This window comes from Vibrio sp. 10N.247.310.23, from assembly GCF_041467155.1.
GTDB lineage: Bacteria > Pseudomonadota > Gammaproteobacteria > Enterobacterales > Vibrionaceae > Vibrio > Vibrio crassostreae_C.
Map to the genome: position 1 here is coordinate 25502 of NZ_JBFSTZ010000007.1, position 23865 is coordinate 49366.

Annotated in this window: 21 protein-coding genes; 5 read left to right on the top strand and 16 right to left on the bottom strand. The window is 45.8% G+C overall.

The annotated features are described in order from the left end of the window. Positions 1–34 precede the first annotated feature (34 nt). Complete coding sequence (locus AB6D93_RS07175) at positions 35–814, top strand: HAD-IIB family hydrolase (RefSeq protein ID WP_102332202.1); 780 nt, start codon at positions 35–37, stop codon at positions 812–814. Between the two features lie 174 nt (positions 815–988). On the opposite strand, the gene phnE (AB6D93_RS07180) is transcribed toward AB6D93_RS07175, so the two are convergent. From phnE (AB6D93_RS07180) to AB6D93_RS07235, 12 genes are all read right to left on the bottom strand, one after another. Further along, a complete protein-coding gene (phnE, locus tag AB6D93_RS07180) occupies positions 989–1792 on the bottom strand; it encodes a phosphonate ABC transporter, permease protein PhnE (RefSeq protein WP_004732994.1) in 804 nt (267 codons plus the stop codon). Further along, positions 1792–2616 (bottom strand): phosphonate ABC transporter, permease protein PhnE, encoded by an 825-nt coding sequence (gene phnE, locus AB6D93_RS07185; RefSeq protein ID WP_102332203.1) that lies wholly within the window; start codon positions 2614–2616, stop codon positions 1792–1794. The genes phnE (AB6D93_RS07180) and phnE (AB6D93_RS07185) overlap by 1 nt, the downstream gene beginning before the upstream one ends. Beyond that, on the bottom strand, positions 2604–3374 hold the full coding sequence (gene phnC, locus AB6D93_RS07190; protein WP_004732991.1) for a phosphonate ABC transporter ATP-binding protein: 771 nt from the start codon (positions 3372–3374) through the stop codon (positions 2604–2606). The genes phnE (AB6D93_RS07185) and phnC overlap by 13 nt, the downstream gene beginning before the upstream one ends. A gap of 129 nt (positions 3375–3503) precedes the next feature. Then, positions 3504–4544: a phosphate/phosphite/phosphonate ABC transporter substrate-binding protein gene (gene phnD, locus AB6D93_RS07195; protein ID WP_004732989.1), complete on the bottom strand. Its 1041-nt coding sequence runs from the start codon at positions 4542–4544 to the stop codon at positions 3504–3506. Between the two features lie 300 nt (positions 4545–4844). Continuing rightward, complete coding sequence (locus AB6D93_RS07200; protein WP_102332204.1) at positions 4845–6065, bottom strand: glycerophosphodiester phosphodiesterase family protein; 1221 nt, start codon at positions 6063–6065, stop codon at positions 4845–4847. 295 nt (positions 6066–6360) lie between these two features. Beyond that, positions 6361–7713 (bottom strand): sigma-54 dependent transcriptional regulator, encoded by a 1353-nt coding sequence (locus AB6D93_RS07205; RefSeq protein ID WP_102332205.1) that lies wholly within the window; start codon positions 7711–7713, stop codon positions 6361–6363. Next, a complete protein-coding gene (locus AB6D93_RS07210; RefSeq protein WP_102332206.1) occupies positions 7710–9683 on the bottom strand; it encodes an ATP-binding protein in 1974 nt (657 codons plus the stop codon). The genes AB6D93_RS07205 and AB6D93_RS07210 overlap by 4 nt, the downstream gene beginning before the upstream one ends. 382 nt (positions 9684–10065) lie before the next feature. After that, positions 10066–11052: an N-acetyl-D-Glu racemase DgcA gene (gene dgcA / locus AB6D93_RS07215; protein ID WP_102332207.1), complete on the bottom strand. Its 987-nt coding sequence runs from the start codon at positions 11050–11052 to the stop codon at positions 10066–10068. 57 nt (positions 11053–11109) lie between these two features. Then, positions 11110–12117 (bottom strand): N-acetyltransferase DgcN, encoded by a 1008-nt coding sequence (dgcN, locus tag AB6D93_RS07220; protein ID WP_102332208.1) that lies wholly within the window; start codon positions 12115–12117, stop codon positions 11110–11112. A gap of 91 nt (positions 12118–12208) precedes the next feature. Further along, positions 12209–13099, bottom strand: a complete 891-nt coding sequence (locus tag AB6D93_RS07225; RefSeq protein ID WP_102332209.1) for a LysR family transcriptional regulator — start codon at positions 13097–13099, stop codon at positions 12209–12211. A 95-nt stretch (positions 13100–13194) separates the two neighbouring features. Further along, positions 13195–14031 (bottom strand): SGNH/GDSL hydrolase family protein, encoded by an 837-nt coding sequence (locus tag AB6D93_RS07230; RefSeq protein WP_102332210.1) that lies wholly within the window; start codon positions 14029–14031, stop codon positions 13195–13197. Positions 14032–14141: 110 nt separating this feature from the next. Next, positions 14142–14654, bottom strand: a complete 513-nt coding sequence (locus AB6D93_RS07235) for an RNA methyltransferase (protein WP_017061674.1) — start codon at positions 14652–14654, stop codon at positions 14142–14144. A gap of 275 nt (positions 14655–14929) precedes the next feature. Here AB6D93_RS07235 and AB6D93_RS07240 point away from each other — a divergent pair, with 275 nt between their 5' ends. After that, positions 14930–16591 carry a methyl-accepting chemotaxis protein gene (locus AB6D93_RS07240; RefSeq protein ID WP_102332211.1) on the top strand — a complete coding sequence of 554 codons (1662 nt, stop codon included), beginning with the start codon at positions 14930–14932 and terminating at the stop codon, positions 16589–16591. 114 nt (positions 16592–16705) lie between these two features. On the opposite strand, the gene AB6D93_RS07245 is transcribed toward AB6D93_RS07240, so the two are convergent. After that, positions 16706–17575 (bottom strand): LysR family transcriptional regulator, encoded by an 870-nt coding sequence (locus tag AB6D93_RS07245; protein ID WP_102332212.1) that lies wholly within the window; start codon positions 17573–17575, stop codon positions 16706–16708. Between the two features lie 209 nt (positions 17576–17784). Between AB6D93_RS07245 and AB6D93_RS07250 the strand changes: the two genes are divergently transcribed. Continuing rightward, positions 17785–18132, top strand: a complete 348-nt coding sequence (locus AB6D93_RS07250) for a DUF3316 domain-containing protein (RefSeq protein WP_017076504.1) — start codon at positions 17785–17787, stop codon at positions 18130–18132. A 175-nt stretch (positions 18133–18307) separates the two neighbouring features. Here AB6D93_RS07250 and AB6D93_RS07255 read toward each other — a convergent pair whose 3' ends face one another. Continuing rightward, positions 18308–19945, bottom strand: a complete 1638-nt coding sequence (locus AB6D93_RS07255; RefSeq protein WP_102332213.1) for a methyl-accepting chemotaxis protein — start codon at positions 19943–19945, stop codon at positions 18308–18310. Between the two features lie 259 nt (positions 19946–20204). Between AB6D93_RS07255 and AB6D93_RS07260 the strand changes: the two genes are divergently transcribed. Continuing rightward, positions 20205–20630, top strand: coding sequence for a DUF3010 family protein (locus AB6D93_RS07260; RefSeq protein WP_017071370.1), 426 nt, complete (start codon positions 20205–20207; stop codon positions 20628–20630). A 103-nt stretch (positions 20631–20733) separates the two neighbouring features. On the opposite strand, the gene AB6D93_RS07265 is transcribed toward AB6D93_RS07260, so the two are convergent. Beyond that, the gene (locus AB6D93_RS07265) at positions 20734–21633 is read right to left on the bottom strand and encodes a DMT family transporter (RefSeq protein ID WP_102332214.1); all 900 of its coding nucleotides are present in this window, start codon (positions 21631–21633) and stop codon (positions 20734–20736) included. A 124-nt stretch (positions 21634–21757) separates the two neighbouring features. On the opposite strand from AB6D93_RS07265, the gene AB6D93_RS07270 reads away from it, so the two are divergent. After that, positions 21758–23185: a PLP-dependent aminotransferase family protein gene (locus tag AB6D93_RS07270; protein ID WP_102332215.1), complete on the top strand. Its 1428-nt coding sequence runs from the start codon at positions 21758–21760 to the stop codon at positions 23183–23185. Between the two features lie 114 nt (positions 23186–23299). On the opposite strand, the gene AB6D93_RS07275 is transcribed toward AB6D93_RS07270, so the two are convergent. Next, the gene (locus AB6D93_RS07275; RefSeq protein ID WP_102332216.1) at positions 23300–23848 is read right to left on the bottom strand and encodes a carboxymuconolactone decarboxylase family protein; all 549 of its coding nucleotides are present in this window, start codon (positions 23846–23848) and stop codon (positions 23300–23302) included. Positions 23849–23865: the final 17 nt, after the last annotated feature.

A 23865-nucleotide genomic window follows, 5' to 3' on the forward strand; every position in this document is an offset into this window, starting at 1 on the left:
TGTGTAAAACAATCCATGGAATAAGTGAGTTTTAATGGAACACCAACTAGACAACAACTGGAAGCACATCGAATGGGTATTAACCGACGTCGATGACACGCTCACTTGGCAAGGTTCACTCCCTCCAGAAACCCTGATTGTGTTACAAAAGCTGAGAGACAATGGAATCAAAGTGGTCGCTGTAACGGGAGCCTGTGCTGGTTGGTGTGACCATATTGCGCAGCTCTGGCCTGTCGATGCCGTGCTTGGAGAAAACGGCGCCTTCTTACTAGAGAAGCAAGATGATGCATTACAACTCTCATCTGAAACACCGCTAGAACAAGTGCGTAAGAACCAAGCTAAGCTAAAACAAGAAGTTGAAGCGATCTTGTTGAGTTACCCCGACCTATCGCTAACTTTGGATCAATCTTACCGCTTGTGTGAGGTCGCGATTGATATCGGCCAAAACCGTAAGCCTGTTGATCCTGAAACTGTTCAAGCGGTACTCGAAAGAATACACGCTTTAGGCGCACACGCGACGGCAAGTTCGATTCATATCAACGCTTGGTACGGCGAACACTCAAAGAAAAACGCCGTGCACCGTTTCCTGGCTAATAAAGGCTTATCGCTTGAGCAAATCCACAATCAAGCCTGCTATGTCGGCGATTCAATGAATGATCAGCAGATGTTCGAATCACTTCCACTTACCGTTGGCGTGGCAAACATTCAACATTATTGGGATAAGCTAGAGCATCATCCAAGCAGGGTCATGTCGCAGCCTGGTGGCTATGGGTTTGCAGAATTTGTGGATGCGCTGCTGGCAGTTAAAAACTAGACACTTAAAAGAGTCACGCCCTTCTACTTCTAACAAGGTCTCAGGCCACTCAATAGACATAAAAAAACGACCGCTAGGTAGACCGAAGTACCTAGGGTCGTTTGAGCTTCAAAATGCTAGATAAGCTCTTAACTTTGACACATCACACAAAACACGCTGCATTGCACCATATGTTTAAATAAGTTTGTTACGGATGTGGATAACCACCGCTTCTGCAACGATAACCACTGCAAAAATACTCACCAACACCATTGATACTTTTTGCCACTCAAAAAGGTTCTGCGCATCGTTTAGCACCACGCCAATACCACCAGCGCCCACTAACCCCAATACCGCAGATTCACGCACATTGATGTCCCAACGGAACAACACGATGGAGTAGAATGCGGGCATCACTTGTGGCCAATACCCTTTAAGCAAGATGCTCATCCAAGAAGCGCCGGTTGCGCGCAGAGCTTCGATAGGCCCCATGTTCACTTCGGCAATCGCTTCCGCTAACAGCTTCCCTACAAAGCCGATACTGCGAATAGCAATTGCCATAATGCCTGCGAGAACACCGGGGCCAAATAGTGCGATAAACAACAAAGCCCAAACCAATGAGTTCACAGAACGTGAAGACACCAGAAAGAATTGAGCCACCCAGTTCAACGCTTTATTAGGTGTGATATTTGGCGCGTTCAATAACGCCAACGGAATCGCAAATATCAAGGTAAACAAGGTGCCTAACGTCGCAATGTGCAGTGTTTCAATCATCGCTGCGTGGATTGATTCAGGATAGAAAGCGTAGTCCACTGGCACCATACGCTCGAACATGTCAGCAAACTGCGCTGGCGCGTCGTATAGGAACTCAGGAATCACTTCAACCGTCTGCCAAGACCAAACAATCGCACACACTAAGCTAAGGTAAACGGCAAATCGAGCCACGCGTTCGTTTGGTGTAAAGCGCTGCCACTCTTTATCGATAGATGCTGTTGTCATTAGAAGATTCTCCTAACAATGTTGGAAAGAAATTCACCCACAAGAATCAATGCGATAATGGTGATCAAAATAGCAGCGACGAAGTCGTAGTCAAAGCGTTGGAATGCCGAGAAAAGCGTACCGCCAAGGCCGCCCGCACCCACAATGCCAACCATGGTTGAGTTACGTAGATTGGAATCAAGCTGGTAGCTAGCAAAGCCAATAAAACGAGTAAATACTTGAGGCATTACCGCATACAAAATGACGCTGATAAAACTGGCACCGGTTGCTTTAATCGCTTCAACCGGTTTAAAAGATATCTCTTCAATCGCTTCTGCAAAAAGCTTGGCAATAAAACCAATCGATGCGAAGACCAAGGTCAGGATCCCAGCTAGGGCACCGAAGCCTACCGCTTTCACAAATAGGATTGCGATAATCACCGGGTGAAAAGAGCGACATAGTGCGATGAAACAACGTATTGGCGTCGATACGATTGAAGGCATCATATTTCTCGCAGCTAACAAGCCAAGAAACAATGAGATGACGATGCCGAAGAAACTCGAAATGATCGCTATCTGCAAGCTCTCCGCTAAGCCACTTAGCAGTAGATTAGTACGCGAGAAATCTGGCGGGAACATTCTTGATAGTAACCGCTCACTTTCACCAAAACCGATGACCAAACGATCAAAAGTCAGTCCTAACGTCGCAAAGCTGTAAAACAGGTAGCCAATGATTGCAGCGATGATTGCTCGGTTAGTCCATGAGGTTTTGAACGGGTTTTCATGCTTCGCTGGCGACTGGTTTGACGGCACGCTTGGCGATGAATTTGGGGTTAATCCAGCCATGACTCACCCCCGTAAATGATTTTTAGATCTTCTTCTGAGATCCCTTCAGGGCTACCGTCATAATGAACTTTACCGTTACACATGCCGATGATGCGCTTGGCATAACGCTTGGCTAAGTTCACATCGTGGATGTTAACCAACACGGGAATGTTTTTCTGTTCTGCGAATGTCTCCATCAACTCCATGATCTCAACCGCGGTTTTCGGGTCGAGTGATGACGTCGGTTCATCCGCCAATAAGATATATGGGTCTTGCATAACGGCGCGAGCGATACCGACACGCTGTCTTTGGCCGCCCGATAAACTGTCGGCACGTTGGTTAGCAAAGTCTTGCAAGCCAACAAATTCAAGTAGCTCGAACGCTTTGGCTAAGTCTTGCGCAGAGTAGTTACGACGCCATGCATTCCAAGCGGTCATGTAACCCAAACGGCCACTCAACACGTTCTCGATAACCGTTAAACGTTCCACGAGGTTATATTCTTGAAACACCATGCCGATATGTCGACGCTGTTTACGTAGCGCTTGGCCTTTTAATTGAGTCAGGTCTGCGCCATCAAATATGATCTCACCTTGACTTGGATCGTTGAGTCGGTTGATACAGCGCAGAAGCGTACTTTTACCGGTACCAGATGGACCAATGATCGCGATGATACCTGGCTCATCGATATCAATATTAATACCTTTAAGGATTGGCTTGCCTGCCACGTATTCGTGGAAAAGGTTGTTTATCTTTATTCCTTCATAGCTTGCTACGGCCATACTGCATTTCCTTGTGCGAATTTTAGAATGATCTATGCCCTACCCGCGAGGGCATAGATTTTTAGTTAAGGTAGGTGTTTTTAAAGGGCTAAGTCTTTCTAAAACTTAGCCTTCCAACAGAGTGAAGAACTAGCCGTTGTTTGCTTGTTTTGCTAGCTCAGCGGCTTTTTTCTTTGCGCGTTTAGCCGCATCTTTTTCAGCTAACTTTTTCAGACCAGTTTTGGTGTAAGCCGTACCTGTCGCATGAGCGATATCACGAATCACATCCCACTCTTCTTTGTAGCTGATTGGCGAGAAGCGGTCTGCACCTTTGAACGATGCGCTCATTTCTGGTGTAAAGCGGTAGCTAAAGAAAGCCTCGTTGATCTTCTCAACTAGCTCTGGTTTTAGGTTGTAAGCATAGCCAAACGCAGACGTTGGGAAGCGTGGGCTGCGGTAGATGATCTTCAGTTCAGAATCGTCAACACGACCTGCTGCTACCATACGATCGTACACGTCCGATGCCACAGGTGCTGCGTCATAATCTCCATTGAAGACACCTAGAATCGATTGGTCATGCTTACCTGAGTAAAGCACCTTGTAATCTTCATCTGGCACTAGGCCTTTCGCTGGGAATAACGCACGTGGAGCTAGGTTGCCAGAGTTGGAAGATGCAGAAGTGTGTGCAACCTTTTTGCCTTTCAGATCAGACATTTTGTTAATGCCGCTGTCCTTACGCACAATCGTGATTAGGTTGTAGCCTTGGAAACCAGACTCATCGCCCTTCACCGCAATTGGAACGTAACCTGCTAAGTTAACTGCGTAGCCTGTTGGGCCCGTAGAGAAACCTGCAACGTGCAGTCGACCAGAACGCATCGCTTCTACTTGCGCAGAGTTCGAGTGAACTGTGTAGTAAATCACTCGCTTACCCGTGATTTTACTTAGGTGAGCTTGGAAATCCGCAAACGCATCTTTGTACAACGCAGGGTCTTCTACTGGCGTGTAGGTAAATACAAGCGTACTTGGGTCGTTCCACTCATCTGGGTTCTTTGGTGAGTCGGCCACCAAATCTTGGTTTTCATCACAGTATCGATCGTCTAACACACCACGGCTAGAGCAGTCGCTTGCCATAGCCATTGAAGGAAGCAGTAATGAGCTAGCGATTAACAGTCCTTTAACACTGATTTTCATATTCAAACCTTACTTTTACTTATTGTTGAAAGTCACCTTAGCTACTGCAGCCTTCGTGCCATATTTTTATTTACTAAATTTCAACAACTTACAAACAACCTCAAACTAACCAAGATCTTTTGAGTCATAAGTGTCCAACTCAAAACCCATCATTTGGGTCATTTTTGTCCCACCAATTTCAGTGGTAAAAAAAGAGCCCGAAGGCTCTTTGGTTCACTGCTTTTTCTCTTGTTATTCTTTGGCTAAGCGCTCTCTATACAAACGCTATAATTAGCGACGTAACAGCGCTCTCAGAATCGCCTATGCGTCACTGTCCATGCAGTTAGCGTAATAAGTTACCGTTGCAGGCCAATCGCTGAATACACCCATTACACCAACATCTTGTGCCAGCACATCAAGCATTTTCATCATATCGCCATCATTGTTGATGCCGTCTTTCACGCTCTTGTAGTACCAACCACCGCCTTGCGCTAGCGGGCCAGAACGTTCCAGTGTCCATGCGATAATGTCGAGGTCCGCATCCTTAGCCAGTTTCGCGTAGTTAGACGCCACTAATTCGTTGTTCTTATCAAGTTCAACCAAAGCAAACAGAGGTGGTGCGATGATATTCACGCCCGCATCGTGTAGCTCTTTCATGTTTTCAACAGACGCAACAAAGTCCGCTTGTTCGTAAACACGGTCATCAAGATAAACCGCTTGTTTGCCGAACTTCGGTGCTGCTTTGATCCAGTACTTCACATCATCCAAGTTGAATGACTGTAGGTAAGTCTCAGAAGGCTTGAAACCCGCTTCTTTCAGTTCATCCACCAACTTCTGCGCATACATCTCTTGGCTAAATCCATTGAAAGGCATATCTACCGCTGCTGATTTCAATTCAGGAGTGACCCTCACGCCGTGCTCTTTAAACAGTGCTGCACTTTCTGCGTGTGTCATCAGTGTCCCACTTTGACTGTAAAGATCGGTTCTCCAACCTGGAGTCCCGTTCATGTACTCTTCAACCGTGGTGGCTTTTGGGTTCGCGCCGTCCATTTTACCTTTGAGCGTCTTAAACTCAGCCAGCGTGAAATCAGAAGTACGGCACTCAACCTGTGCATCTTCGCCTGTCGCGGGGTTTGCTGGTGTAAACGGGGTTGAGCACTTCTTCGCAAGATCTGGGTGTGCTAATACATCGGTCGTCGTGTGTAGATCACTTTGCGAGTGACGGCATACCAACGCCTTATCTTTGGTGAAAGTGACATCACATTCGACAACGCCTGCGCCCATTTGAATCGCCGCTAAATAAGATTCCTTAGTGTGCTCAGGAAACTGCATCGCAGCTCCGCGATGCCCAATAGAAAAATCACTACGATGAAAAGGTCCTTCGCTGCAACTCAACAGCTTAGTTTTCAAAGGGCTCTCATCCATATTGTTGACTAAAAAGAGGGGACGAGGTCCTAAGTTTGCTGGTTCTGCAGCGGCCCATGCCGTTATTGAACTCATGCCTAATATCAGAGCAATCGAACCTTTCAGTATTTGCTTCATGTTTGTATCTCCTTGCAACAAGCAATTATTTTTCTAATGTCCTTTATTCGATCATTCGGTGTTGGATAGCTGTCATATATAGATAGCTGTCATATGTTTTTTGACTCAACATCGAATAACCTCATGTGGGCTGACGCCACAATGTAGGGATTGCACGCTTTATGCCAGATGTTAAAGCTCTTTTATTACAATCACTTGAAACAGTTAGCCATTCGACTAAAAACCAAATGGGTCATTGTTGTCTTGTGCTTTTTCTTTTGGTTTTGGTTTTCCATTTAACAAACACCTGAACGAATTAGGCTTTGAAACTCTCTTTATCTAATTGGTGTTTCTTCATTTTTCGATAAAGGGTTTTACGCGGTAAATTCAGCTTACTTGATACCTCGTTAATGTTACCTGCGCTTTCTATTAGCGCCTCCGTCAGTACATTCCTTTCGTACTGCTCCATCTGCTTTTCAAAAGCGAAATCTTCTCCGGACGCTTCACAAATTGGCGATTGAAGATCGAAGCCATCACCGACGATACCCAACACAAATCGATCAGCGACATTGCGTAATTCACGCACGTTACCCGGCCATTCATGCCGACATAGTTGCTGAATCTGCTCAGGGTAAATCGTTGATGGGCGTGTCTTGTATTTGTGGCTCGCTTGAATCACAAAGTGACGGAACAACACCTGAATGTCTTCTTTCCGTTGGCGCAGTGCCGGAAGGTTTAAGCTCGCAATGTTCAAGCGATAAAAGAGATCGGCTCTGAATTCCCCAGACTCACTCAAGCTCACAAGATCGGCTTTACTGGCTGCGACCACGACGATGTCGACAGGTATCAACTCATTACCACCAACACGCTCAATCATTCGCTCTTGAATCACGCGCAGCAGTTTTATTTGTACCGCAATCGGCATGCTCTCAATTTCATCGAGAAACAGAGTGCCGCCATTGGCTTGTTCTATTTTGCCAATACGCTTCTTGTTCGCGCTAGTAAACGAACCCGCTTCATGGCCAAACAACTCACTCTCAATAATGCTCTCTGTCATACCACCACAGTTAATCGCGACAAATGGCTTAGTCTTACGACGACTGAATTGATGCAGAGCTTGAGCTATCACCTCTTTGCCCGTTCCCGTTTCTCCGTTGATGATGGTATCGACACCGGTATGCGCTAAAGCGAGCACTTGCTTACGTATCGTATCCATCGCTTTTGATTGGCCAATAACCACGGATTCAATCGGTAAATCCTCTTGCCCATCGCCATCCGAGGTTGACGGGCAACTGTGCTGACATTGGGTAATCGCCAAATCAAGCTTCTCCACCAGCTCACTCGAATTAAGCGGTTTTTCTAGGAAGTCAAAAGCGCCCAACTTCATCGCTTCGATCGCCATTGGGATATCGCCATGGCCACTCATCAATAAAACGGGCACATTCGGGGCACGGTGTTGGATTGAGCTCAACAACGTCAAACCGTCCACTTTCGGCATGCGCACGTCACACAACACAACCGACTGACTGTTCGCTTTAAGCGACTTTAGGCCAAGGTTGGGATCAGTGAAGGTGGTGACACTAAACCCTTCTAGCTCTAACATTTCGCTCACGGCTTCGACGACATCTATTTCATCGTCGATAAGAACTATGTGTTTTTCTGAAATCATGAACCTGTGCCTTTTGGTAGAGTGACGATAAAGGTGGTGCCTTGGTGTTCAACCGATTCCACGTGAATCGAGCCGCCAAAATCTTTTATTATGTTGTATGCGATAGACAAGCCGAGCCCGAGCCCCTTACCTGTTGTTTTGCTGGAATAAAATGGGTCAAACAAATACGGGATATCTTCTTCAGGTATGCCCAGTCCGTTGTCCTTAACCAAAATCTGAGTGGTGTTCGAAAGCACTTGCGTAGCAATACTAAGTTGAGGCTGCTCTTTATGCTCAATGGCATCCAGAGCATTGCTGATGAGGTTCACCAGCACTTGTTCCAAGCGTATGCTGTTGGCTCGAACCATCTGGTAGCTTTGGGACGAATATTGAATCGATACTGGGCTCTGTCTGGTTTCAAACAGATCAATCGCATCACCAATCACCTTATCTAGTTCCACATTGTCAATCTTGCCGTCGCTCTTACGTGAGAATGCTTTTAAGTGACGAGTTATCGCAGCCACCTTTTCTAGCAGGACTTCGATCTTTTTAAGATTCTCTTGTGCTCTGTCTGGTCTATTTTTACCGAGCCAAAGCTGAGCACTTCGAACGTGGCTATTCACAGCCGTCAGAGGTTGATTGATCTCGTGCGTTATCCCAACACTGAGTTGCCCCAATGCAGCCAGTTTTCCGGCTTGGATCAACTCATCTTGAGTCACTCGTAGTTTGGCTTCGGCTAGGGTTCGCTCTTCCACTTCAGCTTCTAATTTTCGGTTGGTTTTCTTAACGACTTTGGCCGTGGTTTGGAATACCTTTAGGTACTTGGCCATTTGCGTCACTTCGTCTTTGCCACGAATGGACACTTCGGTATCTAAATGGCCGGTAGAAATCGCAAACATGTTGTCTTTAAGCTGTAAAAGCCTTTCCAAAATGCTCTTACGCACATAGAACCATGAAATAGCAGCGGCAGCCAATACGCTAAATAGAGAAAGGAAGAGAGAGAGACGCTGGTTAGATTGCAAAGATTGCTGTGCCTGCTGAATCGATTGGTCAATATTGCTATTCACCTTGCTGGTGTTGCTTTCGATCTGCACGGTTAATTGGTTCAAATGCTCGCGGCTGTTTTGCAGGAAGTATTGCTCTTGATAAAGATGATCGAGCGCTTTGTTTTTCATCCCATACAAGCTGCTATCGCTTGAGGCAAGGTTATAAATCACCGTGAGTTGATGATCTAATTCAGGAAAATCACTTCTTAAATCACCACTGACCCAGAGCTTCCACCACTCTTCCCCTACCTGCTCTAATCGCAAACTGGTGTAATCGAGCTCATTAAAGCTGGAGTCGTTATACAGCTTTTCGACCAAGCCTAATTGGTAATAAAGCAGAGACTTGAGCTGTGTGTACTGGATTTGATCTTTGGCAGACTCAGGTAGGCTATCAAGTGAATCACTGGCCTGTTGCAGTAGCGGGTAAAAACCTTCGAGCAAATTACGAAGTTCTTGGTTGAGCTGTTCTGACTCAATTTCACTTTGATACAACAAACTAAGGCTGTTATTAACTTGGGCGATAAGATCTTTAAAATAGGAGTGATAGTCCGGGAACTGAACCATAACGCTATTCATAACGGAAATAGCGTCTTCGATTTTTAGCATCGCCTGCTTGCGCTCTAAATTCGATTCAGCGTCACTAAGCTGAGAAGACGTTGTAATAATCACTCGCACCATATCATCAAGGCGTGCGGCATTATCTAAGGCCGGGATTTCACTCTCCTTTAGCTCAACAAGACGTTGGTTTAAATCATCGAAGGTAAAGCTAGAGACAACCGAGAGGAAGATAGTGGTCATCGATAGCATGGCTAACGCAAGTACCAAGCGCAGCTCAATACCTTTCCAACCAAACCACTTACGACGTGGAATCTTGATCGAGAACGGGCGCTCGAAACTATCCTTATTTTCTACAACCTCGGAGAAATGACTACTCACTCGCCCCACCTTCTTCTCATCAAATAATCAACAGGAACTGTCAATGATTCAATCAGTTAGGGTGTGAGCCTTACTTGGGCTTGCATCGAATAGCTTTAGTTAAACTATTAAATGAAGAGTAATCATTAACATTTCACATAAGATATCATAACAATTATTTTATAAAGCTTGAGCTGTCTGTTTTGCGATAATAGAAAGTGACCGCACCGACAGAAACGTGATTACTTTATCAATACGCCCGTAAACCATACGAATAGCACGCTCAATCAAGCAGTAAAAACCTTTGATTATTTAATAAGTTAAGGACTATAGATCTAAAAAATCGCACAAGCTTTCACTCATGCGATTTCATTTATGTCATGCCCATCGACTAACCCGAAGCTCAACGAACTTAGAGAATAATCATCCCATCGCGATAAGTCAGAGCAGGAGAAACGTCTTGGCCAAGTAAGACTGGGCCATCAAGGTCGACAATTTCAGATTGAACGGCGATAGGCAAAGCTGCACGCATCGCCAAAGAAGTTCCGAGCATACAACCAGACATCAACGTAAATCCTAGCCTTTGGGCTTCTTCTGCAAGAACCAATGCTTCAGTCAAACCGCCCGTTTTATCGAGTTTGATGTTGACCATTTCATACTTACCCAACAGCGATGAGAGCTGTGAAGTGGTATGACAGCTTTCATCAGCACACAGTGGGATCGGGTGATTGATGTGTGCCAGTGACGCATCGTGCTGCTGTGGAAGAGGTTGTTCGATCATCGCAATATCAAACTCTGTTAGTTGATTAAACAACTCTTCGAGATTCAGCCCCGTCCACGCTTCATTAGCATCCAGTACAATCTGAACATCTGCCGCAGCTTCTCGTACCGCGCGAACACGCTCTACCACTTGCTCTCCATCAAGCTTCACTTTTAAGAGTTTCGCTCCATTTGCGACATAGTCTCGAGTCTGAATCGCCATCGCTTCTGGCGTACCAATCGAGACGGTCATGGCTGTCACGATTTGATTCGGTAACTCAAACAGGCTATTTGGGAAGACCTGGTCATGTTGTTTGGCTTCAAGCTCCCAAAGCGCACAATCGACCGCATTTCGCGCTGCCCCTCCGGTCAATAAAGACTGAAGATGATCTCTTAGCTCTGCCGGATCGGTAACACCTCGCTCAAACATACCTTCAAGTGCGCTAGACGCTTGTTGGATTTGCGCTAACACAGACTCCGATGACTCGCCGTATCGTGGGTAAGGGGTGCACTCTCCCTGAGCTTGTTTGCCATCATGTTCAATGTAGACACGAACAACGTGACACTCGGTTCGGCTGCCACGAGAGATGCGAAAAGGCGTTTGCATCGCGATAGTAATGGGTTCTGCTGTAATCTTCATAATTTCACTCGGTTGATGTTCGCTTTAACAAATGGAAACGTAGAAATGATGAAGTCGTTAAAGTGAATGTCGCAAATGATCAGTAATGTGTTGTACACCAAAACGCACAGGGTCCGTCACGGGCACTTGATAGAGTGTGGTCCATTCTTGGCATAATGTCTCAGCGTCTTCAATGCTAATTGCCGAAGTGTTCAAGCAGATACCAACCAATTTCACATCTGGATTCGTCAGTCGTGCCGCTTGTAAGTTGGCTTCAATCGTCTGTTCTATGCTTGGCAATTGAGCATGAGGAAGGTTACGAATATGTGGTCGCCCGACTTCATGGCACAACACCAAAGCATCGGCTTGTGCGCCATGTAATAACCCCAAACTCACGCCTGCAAACGAAGGGTTGAACAAAGAACCCTGCCCTTCAATGATGTCCCACTCGTGGTCGGTAAAATCGGGGCTAATCGCTTCAACCGCGCCGGAAATAAAATCCGCAACCACCGCATCAATCGAAATTCCGCTGCCTTCAATCAAAATACCGGTCTGCCCTGTCGCTTTAAACTGAGCAGATGTTCCCGCTTGTTTAAGCGACTTTTCAATCGCTAATGCCGAGAACATTTTGCCTACTGAGCAATCAGTTCCGACAGTAAGCAGGCGCTTACCTTGACGAAGCTTACCGTTACCAACATTAAGAACACCGTCAAAATGGCGTACATCATGAAGCTTAGTCAATCCTTGTTGCTGCATGTCAGCAAGCGGTGAAAATTCACTCAATCGTTGGTGCATGCCAGATGCAATCTCATATCCCATTTCTGCAGCGGCCATAATGGTTGACTGCCAAGAATCAGGAATAACACCACCCGGATTTGCGGTACCAATCACTAGCGTCTTCGCGCCCTGCGCTTGCGCCTCTTGCAGGGTCATATCCGTTAAGCCCAGTGAAACGGTATCACCCGTTAAACGCAGTTGACCTAGGCAGATTTCTGGTCGCCATTGATGAATACCGCGAGCTGTTTTTGCGGCGAGTGGGTCAGTAACATCCCCAAGAAAAAGAAGGTAAGGTTGAGCGATAGACATGAGTGTTCCTAATTAATAAATCCTTGTATGGATTTACTTTAATTAGGAATTAGATAGCTGCCGAATACCTATTTATGGCGAGCCTATAACCTTAAGTTATAGGGTGAGTATAGATCTTCAATGAAGCGATAAATTGCTTAACGGAAATTGACTGAGGGGTGTGCTCTGCGCAAAGCATCGATACCGAGAATTGAATATCTGGTTGAAGTGGCAACACACAAACCGCATCGTCATTTTGATACTGATCTGCCGTCCACGGGTCAACAATCGCAAATCCTGCTTGGTGCTTCACCAGTTCCGCCGCAGCGCTATACCCACGTACAGATATCGGGTGGTGATAATGCTCATCGCGTGCAATAAGGCTTTGATGTAACAGGAGGCCTAATGGATCGCGGCTATCAAGCCCGATGATTGGGAGCGGATAATTGATAAGCTCATCTAGCGTTAATTCTGCCGGTAACTGCTCAACCGTATTGGATGGAACCAAAACCTTGAGCGATTCGGTTAATAGCGTTTCACTTAATATCGCAGGCGGTGCTTCATCGCCAAACGCGATAGCAATATCAAGCTCATGCTTTAACAACCCAGCACACAGTTCATCACGGTTTGCTGTCAGCAACTCAAAAGAGAGCTCTTGTTCGCGAGACATTTGAGCAATCACTTGCGTCAGCAACTTGGTCGCCAGAATCGGTGGCGCACCAATACGTAAATGCTGATGGCCTTGCTTCACTTTGTTGGTCAGAGATCGAAATTGCCCCAATTGCTGATACACCTTTTCCGCTTCTGGCAGTAAGGTTTTTGCCTCAACCGTTGGCACCAACCGCCCTTTAACTCGTTCGAATAAGCCAAACCCAAGTTGTTGCTCCGTGTGCGCCAAAATACGGGTCACGTTTGGTTGCGACACATGTAGATTACGCGCGGCTCCAGATACGGTTCCGGTCTGCATAATGGCGTAAAAGACTTCCAATTGTCTTAGGTTCACATTGATGTCCTTATGGTTCGCGAAACAAATCTAGGGTTTGGCTTTTCTTGTATTAGCTAAACTGTTTATCGGTCTAGCTAGCGTTTTGCGTGAGTCTATTTTAGTAGCTCAGCTATCGTAGGTTGAAGTATCTCAGCCCAAGTTTGATAAGCCTTCGCATTCAAATGCAGATCATCACACGAGTACTCGTTCGACAACAGCTTATTAGGTGACAATACTGAATTCACATCTAAGAACGCAATGCCTTGCTGTGTACAGTACTCGCTTAGCTTGCTATTGAGCAGTTCAACCGACGGATTTAAACCTTGCAGTTTAGAGCCAACATAAAGCGTTGATTGCACCAATATGCGAATCTCATTTTCTTGCCACACCTTAAGCATATCAATGTAGTTCTGGTAGATATGGTCGACATCATAACCCTGAGCTAAATCGTTTATCCCTGCCATAAAACACACCAGCTTTGGCTTCACATTCAACGTGGTATCAATACGGCGCAACATGCCAGTTGTGGTGTCACCCGCTAAGCCACGGTTGACCATCGAAACATCGCGAAAGATATCCGCCCACGGGGCCCATTCGGTGATCGAATCACCAAACATGACTAGGTCTGCACTTGGGGAAAAATGGCGATGGTTATCTGATGTCATGATGTAACGACTCATACTGTGGCCTCGTTGCTGAATCTCAGACTGAAGAGCGACTGCCTTGAGGATCTCGCTATCTGGCGTGGCGCTATCAAATTGAGCTAGCAATCCTTCGATATGAGGCTTAAAAGGGCTAAGACGAGTACTCAGTTGATGATGTTCTTTAAGGGAAGATAACCTCTCTAGTAATGCATACAAAGAGCGGTTTTGACCAACTTCTTGGAATAACTGATAGAGATCGAGGACAGAGTGTTGCTGTAGCGCGGCAAGTAATTGCTTGTCTTCCATGGTGTTATCTAACCCTTCAATTATCTAATGATGAACCAAAGATAATATCCGATTGCTTACGGGATAGATAACACTAGAAGCAGATCGTTACTTTTACTAGAAGTAAATAGTTACTTTTCTTTGATTAGCAGATGGTTACGGTTATCACGGCTTTTCTTAATCAGTTCGTTGCTCTCATCCATTTCATCAGATTTAGCAAGACGATCGTAAAGCAGCACATTCACTGTCGCTGCCAAGTTCATGCAGCCAACTGTTGGTACGTACACAACATGATCGGCTCTGTCGGCGACATCTTGAGAAATAGAGCCGTCTTCAGGGCCAAAGATATAAATGGCATTTTCTGGGTGTTTAAAACGCGGTAGTGGTGTTGCACCTTCTGCGAGTTCTACGCAAACGATCTTAGTTTCTGGATCAAGATTGTCTAAAAACGACTCAACACCAGTCAACGGGATAGTACGCGCAGCACTCTTAGTATCGGTGTGGAATTTTGCGGCTTTTTCGTAGCGTTGCCCTGTGTATTTAACTTCGTCGACTTGGTAACAACCAGCCGCACGCATAACAGCACCAACGTTTGTCGGGCTCTTTGGGTTAGTTAAACCAATAGTCACATGGCTTTTGTTCATGAATCTTTCTCACTTAACGAATAGACATAGCAGGGTGCTACAAAGCGTCGCATTCTACCAAAGCAGCGCCAAATTCAAAAGCATCGTAACAAACCGCTCTTTTTATCATTAAGCCCCTAGTTGCAAGGCTTCTAACGTCAAAAACCTAACCGCCATCATGTTTATAAAACAAAAACATTTCTGGATAACAATTCAACAACAAGTCCATTTACATTTTAAAACCACATTAATAATGTGTTGAAAATTGCATGAGATAATCACACAGGAAGCGTGACATGACCCTAACCATCAAAAACCGCCTTTATATTCTCTCTTTCATTCCGTTGCTACTAATGGCAATTGGCATGATGAGCGTGACGTATATGAAGAGCACCGAGCTAACCGCACAGCAAGTAGAATCGACGCGTAGCAATATGATGGCGATGAAAGAAAAGGAACTTAAAGCGTATCTGCAAATGGCTCAATCTTCTATTAGCCCGTTCTTGGAAAGAGGTGCAACATTAGAAGAAGCCTTACCGACATTAAGAACTCTCGAATATGGCGAGTCTGGCTACATCTTTGGCTACGACTCTAAAGGCGTTCGAGTAGTTGTTGGGCAAAATAACGATGGCATTGGTAAAAACTACTACGACCTGCAAGACAAAAAAGGCAACTACCTGATTCGTGACTTGATCAAGAACTCAAAGCTTGGTGAGTTCACCACCTACTACTTTCCAAAACTTGGTCAATCAGAAGCTCTACCGAAACTGAGCTACTCGATATTCGTTCCCCAGTGGGACTTGATGCTAGGCACAGGTTTCTATACTGACGACATCGATGCTGTAATCGCAGAGATGAAAGAGAGCTCGAATGTCGCGTTACAAAGCTCATTGACGGCGATCGCTATATTCTGTGGTTTGATTGCCCTAGTAGTTGCTGCGTTTGCCGTTGCCGTCAACCGCACAATCATGCGACCACTCGAGCAGTTTGATCGTTCAATCAACGCATTCGCGAGTGGCGAAGCCGATTTAACCGCTCGAATGGAAACATTTAAAGCGCCTGAGTTCACTAAGCTCAGCGAGAACTTCAACGCCTTCGTGGCAAGCCTTCAAACCATCATTCGCAGCGTAAGCGATGTCGGTCAGCAAGTCGTAGCCGAGACATCTAGCATGTCTTCTCGCGCTGCGCAGGTCGACGAGATTGCTACTGGGCAACGTGAAGAGACTGAACAAGTTGCAACGGCGATGACTGAAATGACCACAACGGCGCAAGAGATCTCGAGCAACGCTAGCCAAGCGGCGGATTCCGCTAAACTTGCAGAGGGCAATGCCAAAGAAGCGCAACAGATAGTAAACGCCGCTGCAGATTCGGTGGCAGGCCTAGCGAGCGAAGTATCAGAAGCCAACACTGTCGTGTCTCGTTTAGAAGGTGATGTGCAGAATATCTCCTCTTCGTTGGCGGTCATCCAAGACATTGCCGAGCAAACTAACCTACTCGCGTTGAATGCCGCGATTGAAGCTGCACGTGCAGGCGAACAAGGTCGTGGGTTTGCTGTAGTTGCCGATGAGGTTCGTAAACTGGCAAGCCGTACTCAAGAAAGCACTGGCGACATTCACAAGATGATTGAGCAACTTAAAGCTGCCTCAGATGCTGCTGTGAAAGCGATGGATTCAAGTCAAAACCGAAGTGCGCAAACCGTGGAAGAAGCGAATGCCGCAGCCAAAGCACTGGCGAAGATCCAAGCGTCGATTGATACCATCATGGACATGAACTCGCTTATTGCGACAGCCACTGAACAGCAAAATATTGTAGGACAAGAAATATCTCAACGCATCGTGGTGATTTCTGACCAAAGCTCACAATCGGCAGAACTCGCGAATCAAAACCGTACAGGTAGCCAAAACCTCAACAGTCGTGCAAATGAGCTGTATCACTTGGTGGATCGCTTCACCGTCTAATACATTTTCGGTCTAGTAAGCCGTAATCAAACGATAATTAATCCTAAAACACGCCGGGCTTCAGAATCTCTATTCTGAAGCCCGTTTTTATCGGTGGAGGTTTTAAGCCATACACTAATCCAATTGCTCAGAAAGGAAGTCCACCAGCAGGCGAACCTTTGAAGATAAGTTGCGGTTCTGAGGATAAAGCGCCCAGATCCCTTCTTTGTCATCTCGATAATCGGACAGCACCTCAACCAACTCACCAGAATCAAGGTCTTCACTCACATAGTATTCAGGCAACTGCACCAAGCCAATGCTCTGCTTAGCTGCGTCTAACAAGCCTAAACCACTGTTGCACTTAATGCGTCCGTTAACACGAACTGAGCGAGGGCGTCTATTTTCTTTGAAACGCCAATGTTCAAATCCACCGACTAAACATTGGTGATTATTTAATTCTGATAATGTATGCGGCTCGCCATAACGTTCAATATATTCAGGGCTTGCACATACATAAAGTTGGCGTTGAGACAGCCTCTTTGCCACAAGGCTTGAGTCTTCCAAGCGGCCAAGACGAATCGCAACATCAACACCCGAATCGATAAGATCGAGCTTTTGATTGGTCAGCATCAGCTCAAGCTCTACTTGCGGGTGAAGCTTTAAGAATTGATGCAGTATTGGGGCGAGTTGGCGCTCACCATAAGTCACAGGCGCGGTGACTTTCAGTAAGCCTTTAGGTGTTGATTGCATCTGCGTGACCGCAAGCTCAGCAATTTCTAAACCTTCGACCAACAACTTACATTGTTGGTAATAGAGTTGCCCAGCCTCTGTAAGAGACACCTTTCGAGTCGTTCGATTGAGCAGTTTCACTGCGAGTCGTTCTTCGAGGTTTGCTACTCTACGACTGATTTGAGCCACCGACGTAGCGAGCTTCTGCGCCGCACCAGTAAAGCTTTCACGCTCTGCCACTGCAACAAACTCACTTACCCCTTCCCAATTGGCCATGCCTTTACCTTATGCTGAACTTTGGTTACCCATACAGTGTATTGAAGTTAGATATCAGTGTCACCTTGCTTGATATGCGCTGTGCATTAATCTTCGGCACCTATAGTCATTCCCTTACAGAACCATATTTTTGTCCTAACATTAACCTCATCCCCTATTGCTAGGGTGAGAATCTCTAAAACACTGGTACAACAAAGTAAGGTATCCCTTTGAAGAAGTTAATCATACTTGCATCAACTCTTGTACTCAGCACCACTGCGTTTGCAGCAACTAAAACAACAATTCAAGAAACAACGCTAAAATCTGATACATTTGTTACTGAAGCGGAAGCATACGATGCAGGCACCAACCTTATGGATGAGTTAAGCGCAAAAACACCTTTTGAGCTTTCAAGAGAACTGCCACAGTTCCAACAGACAACCAAATACGATTCGTTCAAGATTGATGACGCGAATATGGAAGTGAAGAAAATCACTAACATGAGCGGTGACATTCATTACCAAGCGAACGTAAAAGTTGACTACCGTTACACATACAAAGACGGTCGCAGCAGCTAACACCGAATGATTGATCAGGTCTAAAAACTGATCACCTAGTCAAAAGACTGATCACCTAGTCAAAAAGAAAGCCCGCACTCATAGAGTGCGGGCTTTTTTGTCGTTCACCGCTGATTAATGGGACTCAATACGAGCAACCATTATCGGCTCATATGCGTCTGTCTAATTTTGAAAATTACACTTCAAACTGAGACACAAGGCTATCTAGCGCTTCACACTGTTCAGCCAATGCCATACATGCATTTTCTGCGCTGCTTGCCATCTCAACCATTTGCATGGTGCTTTCAGCGATGCGTTGAACATTCTTATTCACTTCTTCAGACACTTGAGACTGTTGCGAAGCCGCAGTCGCGATTTGAGTGTTCATTTCGTTCATCATACCGATAGAATTACGAATCTCGCTCAAAGAAGACGCCGCAGTACCCGCTTGAACAATGGTTTTCTCGCCACTCACTTTGCTTTCAGTCATCACACCAACCGCGTGTTTAGCACCCACTTCTAAGCGTTCAATCATTGATTGGATTTCGCCAGTGCTGTCTTGAGTTTTACTCGCAAGCGCTCGAACTTCATCAGCCACAACCGCAAAGCCACGGCCTTGTTCACCCGCTCGTGCCGCTTCAATAGCCGCATTCAAAGCAAGTAGGTTGGTTTGTTCTGCAATACCTTTGATCACGCCAAGGATTGAGGCGATGTTCTTCACGTCTGTATCTAGTTCTTGAACCACACCACCCGCGTTCTCGATATCTTGAGCAAGGCGTTCAATCGAAGTAACAGTTAAGCCAAGCGTAGTATCGGCCGATTCCACTTCATGGTTTGCAACGTTACTTGCGGTTGCCGCATCTAATGCGTTACCACTCACCACTTCACTGGTTGCTTGCATTTCATGAACTGCAGCCGCGACCACTTCACTTTCTCGCTGTTGATTAGACGAGAATTCAGCAACACTTTGCGTGAGTGATTTGATGTTTTCCATCTCGCCACGTACTGCGTTCGATGTGAGAATAACTTGCTCCACGGTGACATGGATCTTGCCAACAAACTGGTTAAAAGCAGAACTCAAACGAGCGATCTCGTCATTACCTTCGACCTTCATACGTTGAGACAAGTTACCGTCGCCCGATGCGATCTCATTCATCGCTTTCTCTACGTTCTGGATTGGCTGAACGATAAAGCGATTCGATAACCACATAGCGAAAAATGCAGCGAAAACAGCAACGGCCATACCTACTTCAATGATCAATTTGCTTGATTCAATAGAGTCATCGGCTTGCTGGCGAAGCTCTTTCTGTTTCAATTCGATCAGAGTTCGGATATCGCGCAGTTGAGTACGAATGATCGCAAACTCTGCGTCAAGCGCTGGCGAGTAATCAATATTGTATTGGTCTGCGTTTGCTGGATCAGCGAACATTGGCTCGTGCAGTGCCACCCACTTGCTCATCGCGTTAACAAGCTTTGCTAACTCGCCACGTGAAGATGGGTCCAACACGCCCGCTTGATACAAGGTTTCGACACTTTGAAAACGAGGAACCGCTTTGTAAGCGTTGTCTTTAAATTCAAACTTTTGGTACTCGACCGCCGCTTGGTCTTTCGCAAGCAACAGACCTTGTGCCGAAGCGATAATTTGGTAGATATCTCGGTAGCCATCTTCTAGGTTATCTAGCACTGGCTGAACCACATTATTGAGCTCGTTATTAATCGCAGCCTGAGCATTAGATCTAATGACATTAAGCACAGTAACGGTAGAAAAAACAATCACAATCACCAACAGCGGGATCGCGATTTTACTCTTAATCGAAAGATTATTGATATTCATTGGGATTAATAACCACACTTCAAATAGGGATGCGCGCGCAATATACAGCACACATATAAAATCCCGCTAAGCTTTTGTGAGCTTCATCTCATAGCAAACGATACCGTAAATTCGTGTGATGCTTTTTCAATCAAAGGTTAACTTTCGGCGACTAAAATACTCTCTGATTTAGACTTATTTGCTGCTGATACGCGCAAATACTGGAGAAGTGTTAGAAATAACACCATAATGTAGGGCTCTAAAATAAGTAGGTAAGAACATGAAAATTTGTGGTGTTGAAATCAAAGGTAACGATGCAGTCATCTGTCTTCTTTCTCTGTCAGACGGCGTATTTAACATTCCTGATTGCCGAGTTTCTAAGGTTGCGATTAGCGACGCAAACGACACACAGAATATGAAAGACTTTCAATTCTCTTTTGCAAAGTTAATGGAAGATTACCAAGTAGAAAAAGTTGTAATTCGCCAACGTCAGACTAAAGGCAAATTTGCTGGCGGTGGCTTCGGCTTCAAACTAGAAGCAGCAATTCAGTTGATCGACGGCCTAGACGTAACCGTTGTATCACCTGCTGACATCAAGGAGAGCCTTAAGCGCAACCCTCTTATGATGAAGTTCAAAGAAACTGGCCTTAAGCAATACCAAGAAGCACCGTTTACAACGGCTTACGCTTGCTTGATGAAGCGCTAATCAAAAGTCGCTAGCCAATATTTTATATAGAAAGAGCCTGAATATTCAGGCTCTTTTTTGTTTCTAGTCATCGATTTTTAGTAGGATGAGTTTGGTATACAAACTACCGCTCTAACACTGTTCGACTGCGAGCCTTAATCCATTCTGGCTTCCTCACCACCAAATAAACCGCCGCAGCAGACAAAGCAAAGCCCATCGCGCCATACATGTCGAACGACTCACCGAAAATAAGCCACGCTTGGATTGCTGTCGTCGGTGGCACCAAGTAAAAGACCGAAGCCACACTTGAAGATGCACCGTGCTCTACCATGTAAAGCAACAATAGGATGGCAACACAAGACAGAACGACCACCAGCCAAATTAGAGTCAACGTGAATTCTATCGTCCAGTTTACTTGCATAGTTTCGTAACGCATTGCGAACGGCAGAAACAACGCGGCAGAAGCCAAATATTGCACCATCGCACCGCCGACCATATCTGTCCCCTGACAGAAGCGCTTCTGATACAAAGTGCCGCAGGTAATACCCACCAAAGAAACCAAACACAATAACGTTGCCAAGCCTTTTTGGTCGTCTGACTGCCATTCAATATTGCCCATCAACACCAAACTAATACCCGCAAAACCAAGCGCTAACCCCAACCACTGTGCAAAATTAAAACGCTGCGAAGTACAGCTGATCATAATCAATGCGGTAAGAATCGGTTGTAAGCCAACAAGTAGAGAACTCAACCCGGCGGGCATACCTATATCAATCGCCAGATAGGTGCCACCAAGGTAGAAACCATGAATCAAGATGCCAACCACACTTGCGTGGAAGAATGCTCGACCACGAGGAATACGACGCTTAATGATTGCAATCAAAACCAAGAACAGCGCCACGTTGGCTACCATCCTCAATGAAAGTAATGTTGCGGGTTCGGCATATTCAACACCAAGACGTGCGCCGACAAAACCTGACGACCACAATATTACAAACACAAACGGAATCATTTTAATCAGCATTACAAACCTCTGGTCAACTCTTCATCAATGCTGTTACCTTAGTTGGGTACAGATAACTAATAAAGATACAGATATAACACTTTAAATGGTTACAGATTGAGAGTGTGCAACGAGGGAGAAACACGTGGAAGCAGAACTCAGCGGCAATAAATACCTTGCTACCGAACAACATATTAAGGCTCAGATCGATAAGGGACTCTTTCATCCAGACGATCGTCTTCCCTCAATCCGTCAACTAAGCGAACAGCTTGGCGTGAGCAAGAACACCGTGATTCGCGCCTACCAAGAACTGGAAGCGACAGGCTGGGTATATTCAGTACCTAAATCTGGCTATCGCGTAAAAGCACCGAACACCACCAGCTGGGATACACCAAGCCAACCTCAAAAAGTCGATCTGTTGTCTGTCACCAAATCGGTACTCTCTCGTCCAAAAGGTCGCCTAAAACTGTTGGCAGGCTCCGCGCACCCGAACATCAACAATCCAGCGATTCGTAGCTTGTATGCCGAAATCGGTCGCCATAGCCGTTTGCAAACTCAGCTTCCCGGTTATTACCAACTGCCTCCTGGCGACGAGCAATTAGTAAAGCAATTGTTAAAGATCACCCATGATCTTGGTGTACCTGCGGGATCTAAAGAGATTGCGATTACTCATGGTGCTCAACAGGCGATCAGTTTGGCTTTACGTGCGCTCACCAAGCCCGGTGACATCGTGGCGGTCGAGTCGCCCTGTTATTTCGGTAATCTACTTTTACTTGAATCACTTGGATTGCAAGCCCTTGAAATCCCAAGCAGCGTTAGCCACGGTATTGATATACCATCCCTACAGAGTGCGTTGGACAAATGGGAAGTGAAAACCTTACTGCTAACGCCAAACTTTACTAATCCAACCGGTTCACGGATGCCATTGGCGAATCGAAAAGCATTACTGGAGATCACCGGATCTTTGCCAATTATCGAAGACGATGTGTTCGGTAGCTTGGCATTCGATACACCAATCGCTAGCCTCAAAGAGCTTGATGATCAAGATAGAGTCATCTACGTCAACTCACTGTCTAAAACCTTAGACTCACGCTTGCGAATCGGCTGGTTACTATCGGGTCGCTACCAACCTTTAGTCGAAAAGTACCTTTTATGCGACAACATGGGCAGCTCAAACCTGATGCAATCCGCGGTGGGGCAATTCCTCACTACCGGTAAATATCGCAGCCACTTATCCAAAATGAAACGGCTCTACCAAACCAACCAAAAGCAATTCCAAAGCCTGTTAATACAAGCACTAGATAGCCACCCACACCTTGTCGGGCAATACCACCTATCAAAACCGGAAGGCTCTTTTTTAAACTGGATAACACTGCCTGAATCGGTCGATAGCTACGCGGTCTATCAAGACTGTTTAAAGCATAAGTTGGGGATTTTACCCGGAACAGTATTTGGCACCAACGACCAATATAAACACTGCTTGCGCTTTACTGTTGCCAACATTGAAGAGAGCAAAGAGTGGAAAGAAGGGGTTGTGACACTAGCGAAGATAATCGCTAAGCACGTGCGTTAGGTTACCTTTCTAATTACCATTTAGACCAAAACAACAAAGCCCCATTCAACTGAGTGGGGCTTTCATCATTATCATATCTTGAGTTGCTTAAATACGATGGTTAGTTAAATACGATTACCCTTGCCAAGCGAACTGTTCAAAAACTTTGTCGACTGGCGTTTTAGCAACGTGGTTTACGTAATTACTGATCACTTTCTGAGACAGGCCAAGAATCACTTCTAGCACTTGTTGCTGACCGTAGCCCGCTTCGAAAAATGCTGCCATTTCACTTTCAGGCACATTGCCGCGGTTACGTACCATGCTCAGCGTAAAATCATGCAGGGCTTGCAGCTTTTCAGTGGGTAAAGCTGTGCGATTACGCAGTGCTTCGGTGATTGCAGGAGCAACCTTCATTGAATGTGCAATGCCAGTGTGTGCAGGAACGCAGTAGTGGCATTCGTGTTCAACGTTGATGGTTTGCCAAACAACCGTTAGCTCTTCAGCATCGAAAGATGAGTCACTAAACGCCTGATGAAGCTGAGTGTAAGCCTTAAGTGTGTTTGGAGATTCAGCCAACACACCAAACAAGCCCGGCACTCTGCCCATCTGCTTTTTAGCGCCCTCAAGAATAGGTTGGCTTTGCTCTGGCGCGGATTCTACTGAGTGAATTTTGAAGTTGCTCATTGCTCTATCCCTATCAA